At 39.9% G+C, this 18,523-nt stretch carries 13 protein-coding genes, 1 tRNA gene and 1 riboswitch; of the genes, 5 read left to right on the forward strand and 9 right to left on the reverse strand.

The window, feature by feature from the left end; all coding sequences use genetic code 11:
- Positions 1-30 precede the first annotated feature (30 nt).
- Complete coding sequence (locus tag B3317_RS08900; protein ID WP_291110762.1) at positions 31-1,305, reverse strand: dicarboxylate/amino acid:cation symporter; 1,275 nt, start codon at positions 1,303-1,305, stop codon at positions 31-33.
- 231 nt (positions 1,306-1,536) lie between these two features.
- Between B3317_RS08900 and B3317_RS08905 the strand changes: the two genes are divergently transcribed.
- Positions 1,537-1,612, forward strand: a tRNA-His gene (locus B3317_RS08905).
- A gap of 59 nt (positions 1,613-1,671) precedes the next feature.
- On the opposite strand, the gene B3317_RS08910 is transcribed toward B3317_RS08905, so the two are convergent.
- Positions 1,672-2,370 carry a DUF554 domain-containing protein gene (locus tag B3317_RS08910; protein ID WP_291110763.1) on the reverse strand — a complete coding sequence of 233 codons (699 nt, stop codon included), beginning with the start codon at positions 2,368-2,370 and terminating at the stop codon, positions 1,672-1,674.
- A 150-nt stretch (positions 2,371-2,520) separates the two neighbouring features.
- The gene (locus B3317_RS08915; protein WP_291110765.1) at positions 2,521-3,363 is read right to left on the reverse strand and encodes a hypothetical protein; all 843 of its coding nucleotides are present in this window, start codon (positions 3,361-3,363) and stop codon (positions 2,521-2,523) included.
- A gap of 185 nt (positions 3,364-3,548) precedes the next feature.
- Here B3317_RS08915 and prmA point away from each other — a divergent pair, with 185 nt between their 5' ends.
- Positions 3,549-4,394, forward strand: coding sequence for a 50S ribosomal protein L11 methyltransferase (prmA, locus tag B3317_RS08920; RefSeq protein ID WP_291110767.1), 846 nt, complete (start codon positions 3,549-3,551; stop codon positions 4,392-4,394).
- A 301-nt stretch (positions 4,395-4,695) separates the two neighbouring features.
- Here prmA and B3317_RS08925 read toward each other — a convergent pair whose 3' ends face one another.
- On the reverse strand, positions 4,696-6,075 hold the full coding sequence (locus B3317_RS08925) for an aminopeptidase C (RefSeq protein ID WP_291110769.1): 1,380 nt from the start codon (positions 6,073-6,075) through the stop codon (positions 4,696-4,698).
- 802 nt (positions 6,076-6,877) lie between these two features.
- On the opposite strand from B3317_RS08925, the gene B3317_RS08930 reads away from it, so the two are divergent.
- Positions 6,878-8,089: an MFS transporter gene (locus tag B3317_RS08930; protein ID WP_291110771.1), complete on the forward strand. Its 1,212-nt coding sequence runs from the start codon at positions 6,878-6,880 to the stop codon at positions 8,087-8,089.
- Positions 8,090-8,751: 662 nt separating this feature from the next.
- Here the strand turns inward: B3317_RS08930 and B3317_RS08935 are convergent.
- Positions 8,752-9,651, reverse strand: coding sequence for a PfkB family carbohydrate kinase (locus tag B3317_RS08935; RefSeq protein WP_291110773.1), 900 nt, complete (start codon positions 9,649-9,651; stop codon positions 8,752-8,754).
- A gap of 103 nt (positions 9,652-9,754) precedes the next feature.
- On the opposite strand from B3317_RS08935, the gene era reads away from it, so the two are divergent.
- Positions 9,755-10,636: a GTPase Era gene (gene era / locus B3317_RS08940; protein WP_291110775.1), complete on the forward strand. Its 882-nt coding sequence runs from the start codon at positions 9,755-9,757 to the stop codon at positions 10,634-10,636.
- Between the two features lie 8 nt (positions 10,637-10,644).
- On the opposite strand, the gene B3317_RS08945 is transcribed toward era, so the two are convergent.
- The 4 genes from B3317_RS08945 to B3317_RS08960 form a co-directional block, all read right to left on the reverse strand.
- Positions 10,645-11,865: a 3-phosphoshikimate 1-carboxyvinyltransferase gene (locus B3317_RS08945; RefSeq protein WP_291110777.1), complete on the reverse strand. Its 1,221-nt coding sequence runs from the start codon at positions 11,863-11,865 to the stop codon at positions 10,645-10,647.
- A 123-nt stretch (positions 11,866-11,988) separates the two neighbouring features.
- Complete coding sequence (gene ppc, locus B3317_RS08950; protein ID WP_291110779.1) at positions 11,989-14,628, reverse strand: phosphoenolpyruvate carboxylase; 2,640 nt, start codon at positions 14,626-14,628, stop codon at positions 11,989-11,991.
- Positions 14,629-15,033: 405 nt separating this feature from the next.
- Entirely contained in the window at positions 15,034-16,764 is a 1,731-nt protein-coding gene (locus tag B3317_RS08955; RefSeq protein WP_291110781.1) for a phosphoenolpyruvate carboxykinase, read from the reverse strand.
- Positions 16,765-17,030: 266 nt separating this feature from the next.
- Positions 17,031-17,252, reverse strand: a complete 222-nt coding sequence (locus tag B3317_RS08960; protein WP_291110783.1) for a cysteine-rich CWC family protein — start codon at positions 17,250-17,252, stop codon at positions 17,031-17,033.
- A 185-nt stretch (positions 17,253-17,437) separates the two neighbouring features.
- Positions 17,438-17,745: riboswitch (cobalamin riboswitch) on the reverse strand.
- Between the two features lie 241 nt (positions 17,746-17,986).
- Here B3317_RS08960 and B3317_RS08965 point away from each other — a divergent pair.
- A complete protein-coding gene (locus B3317_RS08965) occupies positions 17,987-18,313 on the forward strand; it encodes a hypothetical protein (protein ID WP_291110785.1) in 327 nt (108 codons plus the stop codon).
- The last annotated feature ends 210 nt before the right edge of the window (positions 18,314-18,523 follow it).

Consider the following 18,523-nt stretch of genomic DNA (forward strand, 5'->3'; position numbering starts at 1 on the left):
TAAAAGCTTTGACCTTTCCATTACTTATTATCATCTTTTTATTTCCTCCCTTTCGGGGAGGTCAGGAGGGGCTACCAGTTGTTTCTTTACCCAGTCTTTACCATCTGTCAGCCGGGTAACCAATACCGCACAGACGACATTCCCGGTAGAATTGAGCAGTGTAGCCGGAATATCCACAATTGTACTTATTATCATCAGTGTTCCTGCAAGTTGAGGAGAGAATCCAAAAACTGAACAGATAAGCAGCTCTCCGGTCATACCTCCACTCGGTATCGCCCCCATTACCGCTCCCACAAGCAAGGCTACTCCGATAATCATAAACATATTGGAGGAGGATGTAAGTTCTTGCCCGAATATAGTAAACAGAAATATAACTTTAAGCACCCCGGCCATTACCGAACCATCCTTATGTATATTTGTACCCAGAGGAATAACCGTTTCCGCAATATTCTCCGGAACTCCCATTTTTTTCGACGCCTCAATATTTACAGGAATACAAGCCGCACTCGAAGATGTGGCAATCGCCATCAGGGATGGTGTCGGCATATTGCGCCAGAAAGCGACAAAAGCCTTTTTCCCTCCGGCTATGAAAATATAAACCGAATTCAGTATAAAGAAAGAAATAGCGGTAAGTATCAGATAAAGCAGGAATACGTGTAAATATCCGTTCAGTATCTGTCCTCCCAGCTTCCCTACCGTATCCGCGAAATAACAACCAAGACCTAAAGGCGCGGCCATCATAATAATACTCATCATTTTTAATATTATACTATTGGCGGCATTAAGCAGTTCCGCCACCATCTTCCCTTTACTCTTTGAAAGAGCGGTCGCAAGGCCAAAGAACGCGGAAAATATAATAAGGGGCAGTAAATTTGATTTAGTAAACAGCTGCTGAAAATCGGAGACCGTAAATGTATTTACAAATATTTCAGCAGATGTCAGCTGCCTGATTGTTTGTCCGGGAAGCCCTGTCAACACATCCGACTGGTTAATACCACCCAGGGGGTTATAAAACAAAGTGAACAGATATGCTACTATCGCTGCAACAACAGATGTCAGCAGGAATACAAGGGCAATATTACCGACAACCTTTCCCACCATATTCGACTGCTTCATATTGCAGATAGACGACGATACACTGAAAAACACCAATGGTACTATCAACACAAACATCAGGTTAAGGAAAATATCCCCTACCGGTTTAACGACAGATGCATCTTCCCCGAAAATGATACCGCATATACCTCCTGTCAATATTCCACAAAGGAGAAGAATAGTATATACATAATTTCTTAAAATATTCATCGAAACAAACAAATTGTATAAGTCTGCAAAATTACACTTTCAATCGGAGAAACAGCATTTGTAATCTATAAATAATTACAGATTTACGAAAATTGATCTTCTGGAGGAAATAACTATCCTATTGATAGTCTTAATTTTCGCTGTATATCTGTAAAAAGCTTTGATTTTTTTCTTCCGCAAGCCTTGTTATTATAATAAAAATACATATATTTGCACCGCGAATGCAAAAATGGTGATTGTAGCTCAGTTGGTTAGAGCGTCGGATTGTGGTTCCGAAGGTCGCGGGTTCGAGACCCGTCTTTCACCCAAAGAAGAAAAGAAGCTGTTTATCAAGCAGTTTCTTTTTATTTTTACAGCCTCACCATGCTATAATCTAAAGAAGTATGACAAAATCACGACAATAACCAAGGCCGGAAGCATATTCGTCACATTGATATCCTTTATTTTAAGGATGCTGATTCCCAACCCGATCAACAGAATCCCTCCTACCCCGGTCATATTCGCCGTCATATCATCGCTCATATAACGCATAATAAAAGCTGCAAACAGGGTCAGTCCTCCCTGATAAACCAAAACGGGAACGGATGAAAACAGAATACAGATACCAAATGTGGAAGCCAGCGCTATGGACGAAATCCCATCCATAATAGACTTTGTCAACAATAAATCCGGGGACTTTCCCATGCCATCTTCAATCGCCCCTAATATAGCCATGGAACCGACACAAAACAGCATAGAGGCCGTAATGAACCCTTCTGTAAACTTATTTGCTGCCATATCATCTTTTTTAATTCCCGAACTTTTAGATTCCAGATAATTGGAAAAGCGCCGCAAATGTTTATCTATATCGATACCCTGTCCGATTACGGAACCTAGTACAATACTTACCACTACAAGAAGCATGCTTTCTATACGCAACGACATTGATATGCCGATTGTAATAGTGAGCAGCCCGATACCCTGAAATACAATACCTGTCATTTTGGAAGATAGTCTGGAATGGACTATTAATCCTATCAGACTACCCCCTATAATTGCCCCCGTATTGACCAGTGTTCCTACCATAGATATAGCAATTGTGTTTAAATAGATTTGATTTTCTACAAAAATAGAAAATATATTGACATTTTATTCCCTATAGATCCGCTTCGTTTACAAAAAACTAAAAAGAGCCACTCCTCTTGAGCAGCTCTTTTAAATCTATATTATTTCAGACTAGAATATTTTGTATGACAGCTGGAAATTAAGCATAGGCCACCATTTCAGCCATTTGGTGTAATCATCTATATCTTCAAAGCTTTCAGATGCATTACTCTCTACATCTAATTTTTTCCCATTTTGTTTAAGGCTGTAATCTCCCTGATAAATCATACCCAGTTCGAATTTGAAAGCGACACGCTTGTTCGCTATAGCGCGGCCAACTCCCAATCCGAAATACGGTTTGATAATTTTTCCCAATTGAAGGGTTGCATCCAGATTAGCGTCATCCAAAGTTAGTCTGTGTCCGTCGAAATCTACATATGGCCATTCTGAGACTCCGGGTTTCAAGGTTGCACGTTCTCCTGTATTCGGATTAGCCAGGAAACCGCTTGCCTTAAGCTTGTTTGCTCCTATAAACACGCCCGCAGTCAGATGGAATATACCCTTTGTAGGATGAAAATCTACCAATATATTCCCATTGGTAAAATTCAACTCGCCTTTCATTTTATAATCAGGCGTATAACCAAATGCTTCTTTGAACATTCCATCAGGATCATCCAGCCCAATATCGAATGTACTTGTTTTGAATCCGACAAAATCAATTCCGGCACGTAATTTGAAATAATCGTTTATCGGTGTTGCCGCCTGTAAACCGATACCCATGGTTGAAGCCCTCAGGGCAATGCTGAGATGGGACAGAAACTGCTTGTCTGCTTTTTTTTCCGTAAAGCCGGCAACAGGTGTAGCAGCAACGGAATCAGCCATCAACAAAACAGGGCTTGAGCTAAGGGTTATAGTCTCTTGAGCGTGCAAAGGTAATACGCATAACGCGATGATAATCAGCAATAGTAGTCTCATTTTTTTAGTTGTTAGGTTTAGTTAATAAAGTGCTAGGTTTTCTACTCTTCAAGCCCCCAAAGATATAAAAAAAGTTAAGAGGCATACACAGGAGAATGTTAAAATTTTTATAATACAGATATACTATATCTTAAAAACAAGAAGTAAGAATAAAAATGTACTTTTGCACAAAACTAATTATTGTCATGAATTATATTGAAGTAAAATTTATATGTACGCCGAATGATGAGATTATCAATAGTGTACTGTCAGCCACAATCGCAGAAATAGGATTTGAAAGCTTCGTTGAAAACGAATTCGGAACAACAGCATATATCCAGAGCGATCTGTTTAACATTGAAGAACTGGATAAGACTCTGAATACATTCCCTATAGAAGCCGAAATCATCTATACATACAAAAGCATAGAAGACCGGAACTGGAACGAAGAATGGGAGAAGAACTATTTCCAGCCGCTGATAATCGACAACAAGTGTATCATCCAAAGTACATTCCACAACGTCCCTGCAACATACGACTACAATATATACATCGATCCTAAGATGGCTTTCGGAACAGGACACCATCAAACTACCGAACTGATGATACGGGAGATACTGAAAGATGATTTCAACGGCAAATCGGTTCTCGATATGGGTACAGGCACTGCTATACTGGCTATCCTTGCTTCTATGCGCGGTGCGAGTCCTATAACCGCCATCGATATAGATCAGTGGGCATATGATAACGCTATTGAGAATCTTAATTTGAATAACGTTAACAATGTGGATGTAAAGATAGGCGGAGCAGATCTATTAGGAGGTGAGAAATTCGACATCGTCCTGGCAAACATAAACCGCAATATCCTGCTAAACGATATCCATTCTTATTCTTCGGTCTTGAATAATGGCGGAGTTTTATACATGAGTGGTTTTTATGCGGAGGATGTCCCGGCAATAGAAGAAGAGTGTAGTAAAAATGAGCTGGCTTTTGTCCATAATACGGAAAAGGACAACTGGGTGGCAGTAAAATATACAAAATTGTCCGAATAAAAGACATAAGAGGAGGCTTCTGATTCGAAACCTCCTCTTATGTGTGAGTTAAATTAGGTATTAGGCTTTAAGGTAAATAAAGATTGTTTGGTTATCGATACAAAGGAACGACATAAATTAAACCATACCAAATAAAAAAACATATTATAAAACATATTTTTTATAAATAATGCTAACATATTGAAGCCGGAAACCAATCTTTTTTAAACCCTTTTAACACCACCCTAATTTTAGTTAACTTTATTTATCAACACATAATTCAATCCTGTATATCCTGTAAAACAGGAAAATACGTGCCGGATCAATTCATATAATCCCACATTGGCAATTGTACTGGCTTCTGTTTAAGACAATCGACCGCTTTGGCATCCAGATATTTTTTATGTACTACCAGACGGAACATATATTCGCTAAACCATTTATCTGTAAAGGTCAGATAACCTTTATTACCAGAAGCAGCTCCCCAACTATTCTCAAATTCCCATTTTACAGGCGTGTCACTCACATCCGTGTCGCAACCGATTAATGTCATGGCATGACTTGAACCGCTCTGCCGTGTTAAGATACGTGCTTTCTTATCCATCGACAAATTTACGCCCAACAAAGACTGATAATCGTACATATCCGGATCCAGTATCCCCGATTCCCTGTTCAGTTGCTTACCCACATCACAAGAAGCATACATGGCTTCGTTATTCTTTATGGAAGCCAGAGCAGCTTTCTTTATATCTTCATTCGGCAGATTCAGATATATCCAGTTGATACCTTCAATCGTATTTTTGTAATTCTGTATTTCATATAGTTGATAATACTCACGGGTAGGATCGTTCATCACCATAATATAATTATCGGGAGAATAATCTTCCGGAGTGATCGCCTCATAAAACTGTTTCGGGGTATAATTACGCAATTCCTTTATAATACCGTTTTTATCCTTATATCTCCATGTAAATTCTCTCGGTGGTTCGCCAAGACACAGAGCCAGAATGCGGTACACATCTTTTAGTATAACTGTTTTCTCCGACCTTAAATCCTGAGTTTTTTTGCCTGAAGCCGCCAGTTCCCTAAGGTTATATCCGCCGGAGCGTAGCCTTTCATTCAGCAAACCAAGCATTTGCCTTGTATTGTTCGAATGCGCAGTTTCCGGCATCACGTCCTGAGGTACAACTCCATATTTCTTTCCGGCATTATAATACAGATTCCAAACGCCACCGTCACCGACAGGAGATTTGAACAGGTATTCCACTGCCCTGTCTGCAAACGGGTCTTTACTTGTGCCTATAATATTTTCGAGAAACAAGTTGGCCTTCTCAAAAATATCCCAGAAGTACAGATAATTGTGAGAGAAATCAAATTCGCTGATATTGTATTTCTCCATGATGGACGGACGCAATACGTTCATCGATGTAAACATCCAGCAGCGTCCCGAACTTTTTTGATCTGTAATCCCCTTTACATTCACTCTGTACCGGAAATAATGATCTATTTTCCCTTGAAGGTCGTGATTCAGGACATTTGCCGTAATGTTGGCGTTTGTTGTGAGGATGTTTTGAATCGCTTTTGTTGGAGCATCTTGTTTAAAACTCGATTGTATTTCCTGCAATTCTTTTTCAGTAATGCTTTGCGCGGACAGGAGTATCGAAGAACATAACAAGGCTCCTGTTAACAGAATCTTTTTCATATATGAATAGTTTTATTTAATCATTACACGGAAACCTACATATATCAAATATAAGGATTAGTTCCTCTGGTAAGATATACCGGTTTTCATGGTTAGACAGACCAATTAATAGTTTTTACTATACAAAAATAAGAAATACGACGGGATAACAGTCTTACAATGTTACATAAATCGAAAAAGTAACACTTTTCTCCCTCTTTTTAAATTACGAATTAACCATATATCACCTAAACTCCTTATCAATTTAACCTATATTTGCATTGTATTGTTAAAAAGTAACAGAAGTAACAGTTTTTACAGTGAACAGTTAGCAGTCATCAGTTAACAACTCGTATCTCATTTAACTTTCAACTTATTACTCACAGCTTACTACTTGTTAAAAAGTAACAAAGGTAACACGGAAAGCAATTAAAAATTAAGAATGAGTAATTAATTATTACTTTTTACCCTCATTGTAAGTCCCCCTTCGGGGCAGGGCTGTTAAGTTCTGATTTTTTATACCCTCTGTGTCATGTTGAACGGAGTGAAACATCTCGTTTCTCAGGGTCGGGATCCTTCGTTCCACTCAGGATGACAGCAGAAAATAATAGAACAAAGAAGAGAACTTAACAGCCCTGCCCCGAAGGAGGATTGAGGGGGCCTATCAATATTTCAAAGAGCCATCATCTATATACATAGATAAACTTAGATACAAATTATATCTCAAACTTACGGTGTAAGGATAAATAATTGCCTTACATATGAAGATTCTTCTCTAAAGAATTTATCTTTGCATCGTTTTAATCAAAAAATCATCAGGAAAATGACTGAAATACAGCCGGCCTCTTACTCCAAACAAAGAATACGTTATGCCGTAATGGCTCTTTTTATAGCTCAGGGATTATGCTTTGCCAGTTGGGCAAGCCGTTTACCGGACATTAAAAAGGATTTCAGTGTAGAAAGTTATCTGCATTATGGTTTGCTAATGTTCCTCATACCGATAGGTAAATTCGTAGCCATACCACTGGTTGGATTCCTCCTGCCTCGTATCGGAAGTAAGAAAACCGTACTTATAAGTATTACCGGATTCACGCTTTCCCTCTTTATGGTAAGCCTCATGCCTGATATTACCGGATTGGGGATAGCCATGTTTCTGTTCGGTATTTTTTGGAATATGACTGACATTTCACTTAATACGCAGGCTATTGAAGTAGAGCGCATCTACGGAAAACCAATCATAGCCACATTCCATGCAAGCTGGAGTTTAGCGGCATGTATCGGTGCATTGATCGGTTATAGCATGATTAACCTGAAAGTAGGAACATTCGTCCATTTTGCTATAATTACAATAGCCGCGCTTATCGCTATACTTATCAATTATAAATACCTGCAGGAAGCAGCTCCAAAAGCGGTACAAGCTGAAAAGAAAACAGAGCCGAAGATAAAATCGAAAGGCTTCCGTATGCCCGAAACATTACTTATACAGTTAGGTCTGGTGTGGCTGCTTGCTCTCATCGTAGAAAATACAATGTTCGAATGGAGCGATGTATATTTCCAATCGGTTATAAAAGCGCCTGAATCTCTACAGGTAGGTTTCCTTGTATTTATGATTATGATGTTTTCGGGACGTATGCTTACCAATTTTGCATACCGTATCTGGCAAAAGAAAACAGTGTTACAGATTGCCGGAGCACTTATTCTGATAGGCTTCGTTACATCTTCCCTGTTTATTCATACTGCGGATACCCTTATTATAAAAGTTATAATCAATTCGATCGGCTTTATGCTTATCGGTCTGGGAATATCCTGTGTAGTACCTACCTTATACAGTATTGTCGGAGATAAAGCTAAAACTCCGGTCGGAACAGCCCTTACCATTATGTCGAGCATCAGCTTTGTAGGGCCATTGGTTGCCCCGCTATTAGTAGGAGCCATATCCGACAGTCATGGAATGGAATGGGCTTATCTTGCCGTAGGATTATTAGGCGGATGTATTGTTGTTATTGCAGCATTGAGCAAGACGTTGAGGAAGTAGTTCTGAGTTGTGCAAATCGGTCGTTGATTTTTAATGTTCGATTTTTATTGACTACACTTCGTTTCGTCTAATCGTTCATTTTGGCATTGCCCAAAACGAACCAAAAGGCTAGCGCTTTGTTCCCCGGCGACCCAAAACCGTAGCTTCAGTGGAGCAAAATAATACGGAATCATCTATAGCCGGACTATCAGCCGGGTATAGCAGCTATCGTATTTTGCTCTACACCTCCGCTTTACGGATTGGGTGCCCGCCTGCGTCACTAATGCGCAGGGGCGGACGCCATAGTGAGGGCAAAGCCTTTGAATCAAATATGCGCCAGCCTTGTCGTGCGTCAGCGGACGCCATTTGCTTTATGGACGGGGTGCCCATAGGGCGAAAAAGGCTGAAAAACGAAAACGTGTTTGAGCTTATTTTCTGGCTCGTATTATGCAATATTCAGAGCGAGTTTTTTCGTTTAGCCTTTAAGTCCGTTATGGGTCGGCCTTTAAAGCGGGCGTTAAAGCATTTTTGGTTCCTTTTGGGGATTTGGCCAAAAGGAACACAAGCAATCTCTGATTGCGCGTAGTAAAAAATCGAACGTTAAAATTTAACTACCGATTCATAATCAATTAATAAATTATGAATGAATTCGAATTAAACGATTTATAACTTATAAATCATAATTAAACAACAGGAATTATCTGCTCCGCTGTCCTTATTCTATTTTCCACATCTTCTTTTGTACCGTTAAACGGACCAGAATTCTCAATTTTGATAGTTGCCATTGCAGCGGCAAACTTACCCGCCTCTTCTATACCCGCTCCTTTTGCCCGCTTATACAGGTAACCTGTAACATAAGTATCGCCACAACCTGTTGCATCAACTACTTCTGACGGTTTATAAGCAGGTATCTTATAAAACTCTTTCCCGTCATAGATTACGGAACCTAAGCTACCGAGAGTTACCAGAACTTCCTTCACGCCCCAGTCATATAATTGCCGGGATGCTTGTTTTATATCTTTCATACCTGTGAGGACTTCCATCTCCAGGTCATTTACTTTCAGTATATGGACATATTTCAGTGTTTCCAGCTTGTCCTTCCAGTCTATAGGATATACATTCTGTTCTCTCACCTCCCGCAGATACCCTTGAGAATCAACTGCTATCAGCCCCTTGCGGGAAAGGTACTCTACCAGTTCGAGCGAAAAATCATCGGCAAGCAATGCACCTAATAAGAATATTTTGGCATCTAAATTTTCAAAGCCGTCTACAGAAAAGGGATCGGCCTTTGCCAAAACCCGCTGTGTGCGGTTATTCTGATTTTCTTCGTATATATTCTCAAAATATACTGAATGTTGGCTCGGGATAACGTGTACATCTACATTTTTGGATCGCAGATCATCAACGACACTCATTTCAGACTCGGCCAGAGATGTAACCAATGAATAATCTATATCATCGAAATGACGGATGGCATGAGAAAAATAGAAGGCTGTACCGCCGGGCATATGTACTGTTTTTTTAGGCGTCACCACTTTATCCAAAGTGATGTGCCCTACACAGCAAAGATCATGTTTTTGCATTATTCTGTTTTTTGAAATGCAAAAGTAGTAAAATTGTTATGAATTCAGTATTATAAATCTTTATTTACTACTTTTGTCTTCAAATAAATAGAACATATATCAGATGCATAGATCAGGATTCGTAAATATAGTAGGCAATCCCAATGTAGGAAAATCAACATTGATGAACCTTCTTGTGGGAGAAAAAGTTTCCATCATCACTTCAAAGGCTCAAACTACGCGCCATCGCATATTAGGTATCGTGAATACTGACGACTATCAGATTGTATATTCAGATACTCCCGGGGTGTTACGGCCTAATTATAAATTACAGGAGTCAATGCTTAACTTCTCCGTATCCGCTCTAAGTGATGCCGATGTACTGCTCTATATGACGGATGTTATAGAAAAAACAGATAAAAACGAAGAATTTCTGCAAAAGGTACAAAATGTAGACGCTCCCGTTCTACTGCTAATCAATAAAATAGACCAGACCAATCAGCAGGAATTAGAAAAACTGGTGGCACAATGGAAAGAACTGTTGCCAAAAGCCGAAATATATCCGATATCTGCCCTGAATAAATTCAATGTAGATACTGTAAAGAAAAGAATATTGGATTTGATTCCCGAATCTCCTCCTTATTTCGAAAAAGATGCGCTGACCGACCGTCCCGCCCGCTTCTTTGTTACGGAAATCATCCGTGAAAAGATCCTCCTTTATTATCAGAAGGAAGTTCCTTATGCAGTGGAAGTCATCGTTGAAGAATTTAAAGAAGAAAAAGATATTATCAACATAAGAGCTTTGATAATTGCCGAACGAGACACCCAGAAAGGTATCATCATAGGCCATAAAGGCGCGGCGCTGAAAAAGGTGGCCACGATGGCCCGCAAAGACATGGAACGCTTCTTCAATAAAAAGATATTCCTTGAAATATATGTCAAGGTAGAAAAAGATTGGCGAAGCAGGGATAACCTACTCCGCCAATACGGATATCGCCTGGATTGATTTTACTTTTACTCTTCAATTGAAAATCCTACCGACTTGAGGTCGTCCCAAAAACGCGGGTAAGACTTTGTCACCACCTTAGGATGCGCAATATTGATATGATCCAGTTTTATGGCTGCCGGAGCAAAGGCCATCGCCATGCGGTGGTCTTCATAAGTTTTTATTACCGGGTCAGCCTCCGGTTCACACCTTTCACCGTTCCATTCCAGGATGCTATTTTCGCTATCGTATAATAAGTAACCTAATTTCTTCATTTCATTTTTCAAAGCCTCTATCCGGTCGGTCTCCTTTATCTTGAGCGTCTGCAAGCCGGTGAACATAAATGGAATACCCATCATACAGCATGTAACAGCAAAAGTTTGGGCCAGATCCGGCTCATTCACAAAATTATGGAACATCTTTTTGGTTACCTTTCCGGTCTTGGTCAGTATCACACCATCTTTGGTATATTCGGTTGCCACACCCAGATCAAGAAACAGCTCGGCAACTTTAGAGTCTCCCTGCATGCTGTTTTTAAACAGTCCCTTCAATTCTATACGGGCATCCTCGGCAAGTGCAGCCATTTCGTACCAATACGAAGCTGCGGACCAGTCCGACTCCACAGTATAGTGTGTTGCCCGATATTCTTCGGGATATATCTTAATTGTCCGCCCGTCCCAATGAGTCTTCACCCCGAACTGGGCCATCATACCCAATGTCAGCTTAATATATGGTACTGATATAATATTCCCTTCCAGGTGTATTATCAATCCCTTGCTCATGGAAGGAGCTATCATCAGCAAAGCTGATATAAATTGAGAACTGACATCTCCCGACAAATAGATTTCTCCCCCGTCCAGTGCTGTTCCCTTAATCTTCAACGGCGGATATCCCACATTCCCTATATATTGGATGCGGGCCCCTAAAGAGACTAAGGCATCTACCAGAAGATGGATAGGGCGTTCTTTCATACGTTCTGTTCCCGTTATAATCCATTCACCGGGAGTAATAGCTAAGAAAGCTGTCAGAAAACGCATGGACGTTCCCGCCGCTTTCACATCTATCAGGTTGCTACCCGATGTGAAGGCCTCGACCATCACATTAGTATCATCGCAATCAGAAAGATTGGCTATTTCCGAAGCACTAAGACTCAATGCATTTAATATTAGAGCCCTGTTACTAATGCTTTTTGAAGCAGGAAGAGGTATGATCGAATTAATGGCATTTGGCGCCGTGATTTTATATTGCATATCGTATTTATTATAATTTTCAGTTACGAGTTACTTCGTCCTACGGGCAGTTACAAGTTACGGGATTACTGATATTTCAGCCAACTTGTTTACTCGTAACTCGTAACTTGTAACTAAAAAAAATCATCCTGTATTACGCATACCGGCGGCAATTCCAGAAATTGTAATCATCAGAGCCAGTTCCAGCTCCGACGAATGCTCTTCGTCTTTCCTCGTCCGGTACAACAATTCCACCTGAAGGAGATTCAGAGGGTTTGTATAAATATTGCGCATGGCGATATTCTCTGCAACTTCAGGCAGGCTTTCCATCAGATGCTCATCCTGAGATATCCTCAATATTGTATTCATATCGCTTTCGAGTTGACTTCTCAGTTTTTTCCCCAGTATCTGCAACTTATCCTCCACAAGCCTTTCATCATAATACTGCGACATACGCAGGTCGGCTTTGGCAAATACCATTTCGAGCATACTGATACGGGTGCCGAAGAATGGCCAGTCTTTATACATCGCTTTCAATGTATCCATCTTTCCATTATCAATGACCTGTTGCAAGGCTTCTCCCGCGCCCAGCCATGCCGGAAGCATCAGGCGGTTTTGAGTCCAGCCAAATATCCATGGGATTGCACGAAGGCTTTCCACTCCCCCATTCGGACGGCGTTTTGCCGGGCGTGACCCCAATGGCAAACGAGCCAATTCCGCCTCAGGTGTAGCCTGATAGAAATACGGAATAAAATCAGGGTCTCTGCGAACCAGTCCCTGATAACTATTGCATGAAATATCGGAAAGTTCATCCATCAGGTCCCTCCACTCCTGTTTAGGAGCCGGAGGAGGAAGAAGGTTAGCCTCCAGTATAGCATCGGTATATAGCGATAATGTCTTGATAGCCAGATCAGGTAAACCTAATTTAAAACGGATCATTTCGCCCTGTTCGGTTACACGGAGCCCGTCTTGCAACGAACCCGGAGGCTGTGAGAAAAGAGCGACCTTAGCAGGGCCTCCGCCACGGCCAACCGTACCGCCACGGCCATGAAATAATGTAAGAGCTATTCCTGCATCCTGACAGGTTTTGATCAAGGCTTCCTGTGCACGGTATTGTGCCCATCCGGCAGCAAGCGAACCTGCATCTTTAGCCGAGTCGGAATAACCGATCATTATCATTTGTTTATTCTTGATAATACCTTTATACCAATTGATAGCAAACAATTGCTGCATAATACCATTGGCATTATTCAAGTCATTCAGTGTTTCAAACAATGGAGTCACTGGTAAAGTAAACGGACAATCCGCTTCCTTGAGCAACAAATACACTGCAAGAATATCCGAAGGAGTTCTTGTCATTGAAATGACATAAGTAGGAATTGACCCGACAGGTGTCTCTGCTATTACCCTACAGGTATCCAGTACTTCTTTAGTTTGAGGGCTTGGCTCCCAGTTACGGGGAATGAGCGGACGTTTCGAATTAAGTTCTTTTATCAGGAATGCCTGTTTATCTTCCTCCGACCAAGTCTCATAGTCCCCTAATCCAAGGTAGCGGGTTATTTCGGACAAGGCTTCCGTATGTATCGTACTCTCCTGACGAATATCCAGCTGAGTCAGAGTTAAACCGAAACAACGCACCCGGCGCATGGTATCGAGCAGTTTATCGTCGGCTATGATTTCCATCTTGCAGGCTACGAGCGATTTATAGCACTCATAAAGTGGTTCCCACAATTGTTCGTTATGAATAAGTATATCCTCTGTGCGTTCCGGATTCTTACCCTCGATACGCGCATCCAGATAAGCAACAGTATTTCTCAGTCTGGTACGCAATCTTTTCATTAACTCACGGTATGGTTCCTGAACTTCATAGTCCTTTATATAATCCCTGAATTCAGTAGTGCATGTGGCCATTGAGAGTTCTTTCACCAGTACTTCAATGTCTTCGAGGAATAGCTTTGCTGCTCTTTTACGGCTATCCAATAATACTTCGTGAGTTATTTTAGCCGTTACATTCGGATTACCGTCGCGATCGCCTCCCATCCATGATGAAAAGTGTATCGGGCGCGCATCAACCGGCAAGCGGTAAGGTATTGTATTCCTTATCTGTTCGTCAAGTTCACGGATATATGCAGGGACGGCTTTCCACAGGCTGTTTTCCACTACCTCGTATCCCCATTTTGCCTCCTCGTTCGGAGTCGGCCGTTTCTGGCGGATTTCGTCGGTATGCCAATATTGGGCGATAAGTTGTTTCAATCTGCGCAAAATCTGCACCTTCTGGTAATTAGCCAGATCGTCGTGATCCAGTAATGCCAGGCAATGATCTACCTGATTCAGATTATTTATAAGCGAACGCCTGTTTATCTCTGTCGGATGAGCTGTCAATACCAGATCAATGGAGATATTCTCTATTGCTTTTATTATCGCTTCATCGCTAAGATTCGCGTCTTTCAGTTTTTTATATATATCTGGAAAATTAACCGGATTTTCCGCCCCCTGAGCATGAGGCGATACACTATTATACTGCTCAGCCGTATTCGTTAAATTCAGAAACTGATTAAACGAACGTGCTACGGGAAGAAACTCTTCATCTTTCAGATTCTGAAGTGTCTTCACCAGCGATTTATGTGCTTCAATATCTCCTGAATGCGAGGCTTTGGAGAGTCTGCGAATCGTTTCTATCAGATCCACCATATCCTTTCCCTTAGCTTCGCCGATTGTTTTACCCAGCATATCACCAAGCAGTTTGATATTGTTATGCATCAAAGATTGCTGCAAATTACTCATAGTCTACTATTTATTATGTAAATGAAGTATTTTTGTTCTGCATTAAAGATATAACAATGATTCGTCGCTATACTCAAAACAGTAAATAAAAAGGTCTGCGACCTTAGTTAGTATCCATTCAGTGTTTATCTATAAACATCAGAGAAAGTCTAATGTTTTACATACAGCCTGATTTTCGGGCAAAATTGTAGTATTAAAGAATATTCAATACATGAGGCTGTCCCAAAAGTAATATTACACTATTAAAGTGTTACCCTCTTTGTCATTGGCTCCGCTTCGCTCTGCCGAACGTTGTTTCTGAGTGTAACGAAGAATCCCGACCCTCCGGATACGAGATGTTTCACTCCGTTCAACATGACAAAATGATCCGAAAAAATACTTTTGGGGCAGCCTCATAATAATATCTTATTCATTAATCAATGTAAATAATTCCTCCGCAGCTTCACGAGGTCCGTCTTTACTATGACCCTCTATGGCAAGAGAAGTATAAATCTCACCTATCTTGACTCCGTTTTTATCCATATCGGTAAAATACTCCTTGATAAGCTTGCCGGCAAGTTTCTGCTCCTGTACTGGTCCGAACGGGTTGGCAAAATAAGATGTCACCAAACCTTTTTCCGTTGTAGTACCTTTTGCTTTACGGGCTCCGGCCTCAAATACCTTGATCGCCTCATTCAGATCAGTAAAGAATTGAATCTTCGTATCCGACTCTGTGTAGTTATTCGCATAAAGGAAATAATCTACCTTATATCCTTTCATAATAACGTCATAAGTGGCAGCCGGTATGGTTATACGGGCATTAACCTTATCAGGGTTGGTATAAATACCCCGTTCCAATTGCTCAAAAGCGTACATAGGGTCCAGGTCATCGATACGGACAAATGCTCCGATCTCCGTTCCATAGCCTTTTATTGTGCCATCCGCTTCTTTTTTCAGATATCCCATATCATCGAATATGATACGCATATGACGGATATACTTTTCGTTCAGTGTACGGAAGGCCTCAAGGCTCTCTGATTTTCCTGCACCACTGTCTCCCATGATAATGATATTCGACTCTTTTCCGTTCTTCAGCGCAATGTTTACCATCGCCCCATGTATCGGCAAACGGTTCTTTTCCATTTGCTTCACATTGTGAAGTGTAAGCAACATCTTCTTCATGTATCCGAAGTAATCTATATCGTCGCAATGGTTCGCATAACCGATAAGGATATCGTTCTTTTTATCTTTATAGTAGAATGTACGTTTTTCTTCATGTCCGTCAGGATAGCCGAAAACATAGATAATGTCCGGTTTTTTACCTATATATTCGCTTTCTTTTGCCAGTTCGAAGAGATTTGCCAAAGCAAAACCATGAACCATAAAATCTTTATGGAAATAGACAAATGTCAGCATATTCCCTACTTTAGCCGGATACAGGAACCAGTCGTCTTCGTTGAGAACTATATTCTCAATCGGGTTTATATTATGCTCATGGAAAATGCCGTCACGTGTATTTCTTTTTGTATATGAAATAAATGGAGGATTAAACATCACGGCTGTAATGAACGGTATAGGGGCCAGTCCATTGTATTCCACAGGGCTGTTCCAGTTGATATCGCTCAGTGTAAGGGCTGCATTTGCACCTGCTGTCAATTGACGATACACACGGTATTGATAACCGATAACAGTTTCTTCGATGCGGCGGTATATGGAGAGAATAAGCTCATTGAACAACTCGTTCGCCTGCATAAAGCGAACACTCTGCAAGCCACTACCGATCGAACTGTTGTGAACGATAGTGTATCGTTCAAGTCTGCGCCAAAAGCTATAAAGTAATTCTATCAGTTCAATAAACAAGTCTTTATCATTGAAGAAGATAGCATATTTTCCATGCACATTCTGCACTTCGTCAGGATTACAGACTGTAAGCAACTTAAATGCCTCTATCAGTGTTTTCTCAAACTCCTCATCAGTCTTAAATTCTTTTATATAATATTCATAGATAATTATTTCATCTTTCTTCAGTTTCTGAATAAAGACTTCTATAACTCTATGGAATCCATAACTGTTAAGTATTTTCTGCCGCGTGTCGCAAAATTTCAGAGTGAAGTTGATTATTGCTTTACCTTCGCCTAGAGTGAATTCTTGTAGCATGTCTGATATTGTTTACTGTTTATTGTTTATAATTTTTGATTATCCGCACAATTTTCAGTTTATAATCTTCTGTCACATGACTAAAACGAACAGAAGATCATAAACCGATTACTCCAACCTGAACATAATCAGGATTGAGATGCTTTCTAGCTTCAAATTTAAGGAAACTTACCTATACAATTAAACGAATTAATGACTAAATTTATAATAAATTGTAAAATTAAAACAAGTTTTTGCTATTTTACTGTAATATAGTTCTTTATAAATCATTCATTTTTGTTCTTTGTCAAAAATTTAGGATTTACATCGAATGCATAGAAGGAACTATTTGTTTCCTGTAAACATTTAGGGCACAGGCAATCCCGGTAATTTTCCTTTATGTAATCACGAACACCTGTGACAAGGCTCACTTTACGGCAACTACACAGCTCTATTCTGTCTTCTCTGCAACCGAATGATGCCGAACATCTTTTACATATCTTTTTCATTGCTTTTGTTTTTAGAAAATTTGTAATATAATGATAACCGGAACATAAAGTGCTAACAATACAGACTTATGCTACCATACGGATACAATGAACATAAGATTGATATCAAACACAATCGTTTCCCGATATACAAATACTGAAATACTGAAATAAATCTCTTGTTTTCTATCTTTTTCCGCGAAAGATGAAAAATATATGTCTTGGCAGGTCTTCTGACTTACTCCATCTTTGAACGGCCTTCCCATTTTCAGTAAACAATTAGCAGTTATCAGTTAACAGTTTTTTGACTGTTTACTGATTACTGTATCACTGATTACTGTGAAACAGTGGTATTTGGTATTGTTCAAAGACTTTTCTCAGAAACATTGTTAACTGATGACTGTTAACTGAATAGAGCTTACAGCAGCGGGACTGTTCAGGACTTACACCTGATTCCCTTTTCATTACTATCCGGCAAATGCGGACTTGTAACACCAATACGGAAACAAAGATATTAGAATAAAAAAGAATTGCAATGTGTTTTGAAGGAAAGTTATCAAAAAAACACATCATATTTTTCAAAATTCAAAATTTCTACAAAATTGATATAATATATTGTACCGTGAAATAACGTAAAAACCGGAAAATCCGGGTATGAGAATTATTATGGTTATTAAATAAGTAGATGTTTATAATTAGTTTATATAAAATATTTAGATTTTCGTTGCTATCTCATATACAAGAAGAGCTAATTTATGGGCAAGATAAAGAAACCGGGCTTACCGGAAGCCCAACATATGCAACTGGATCATGGCTTCCGCAATAGTACGAGCCACTATTTCCGGATGTGTTGCCGTGCTATTCTCCTCAAAGCCGATAGTCTGTTTTCGGTAAAAGCAGGGGAACAGACGGATATGAGTTTAATATCTGTGAATGTCCGGACGAAATGCTTCCGGTCGGAAGGCAACTGGATCAGGCCACAGGACTATATCAGTACCGACACGCTTTTCTATATAACAAACAGGGCTTTGCATGCGGTTGGAAAAAAGCTCTTTATTAAATACTCCCATTATGTCGCTTAATTTTGATTACTTACTTATAAAAAAGTTTACAATAATTTGATAGAAAATATATATGTTATGATAAATGCACATTTTTATCTTAAAAAGATGCTATATTGAGAACTATTCTTTACATTTGTTTCAACAAAACAGAACACATAATTCTATTTTAATGAGTTCTTCTTTCGTAAAACACACATCTGCCTGTTCTAATTTTCCCTCTGGATATTT

Source organism: Dysgonomonas sp. UBA7710 (assembly GCF_002482385.1).
Classification (GTDB): Bacteria; Bacteroidota; Bacteroidia; order Bacteroidales; family Dysgonomonadaceae; genus Dysgonomonas.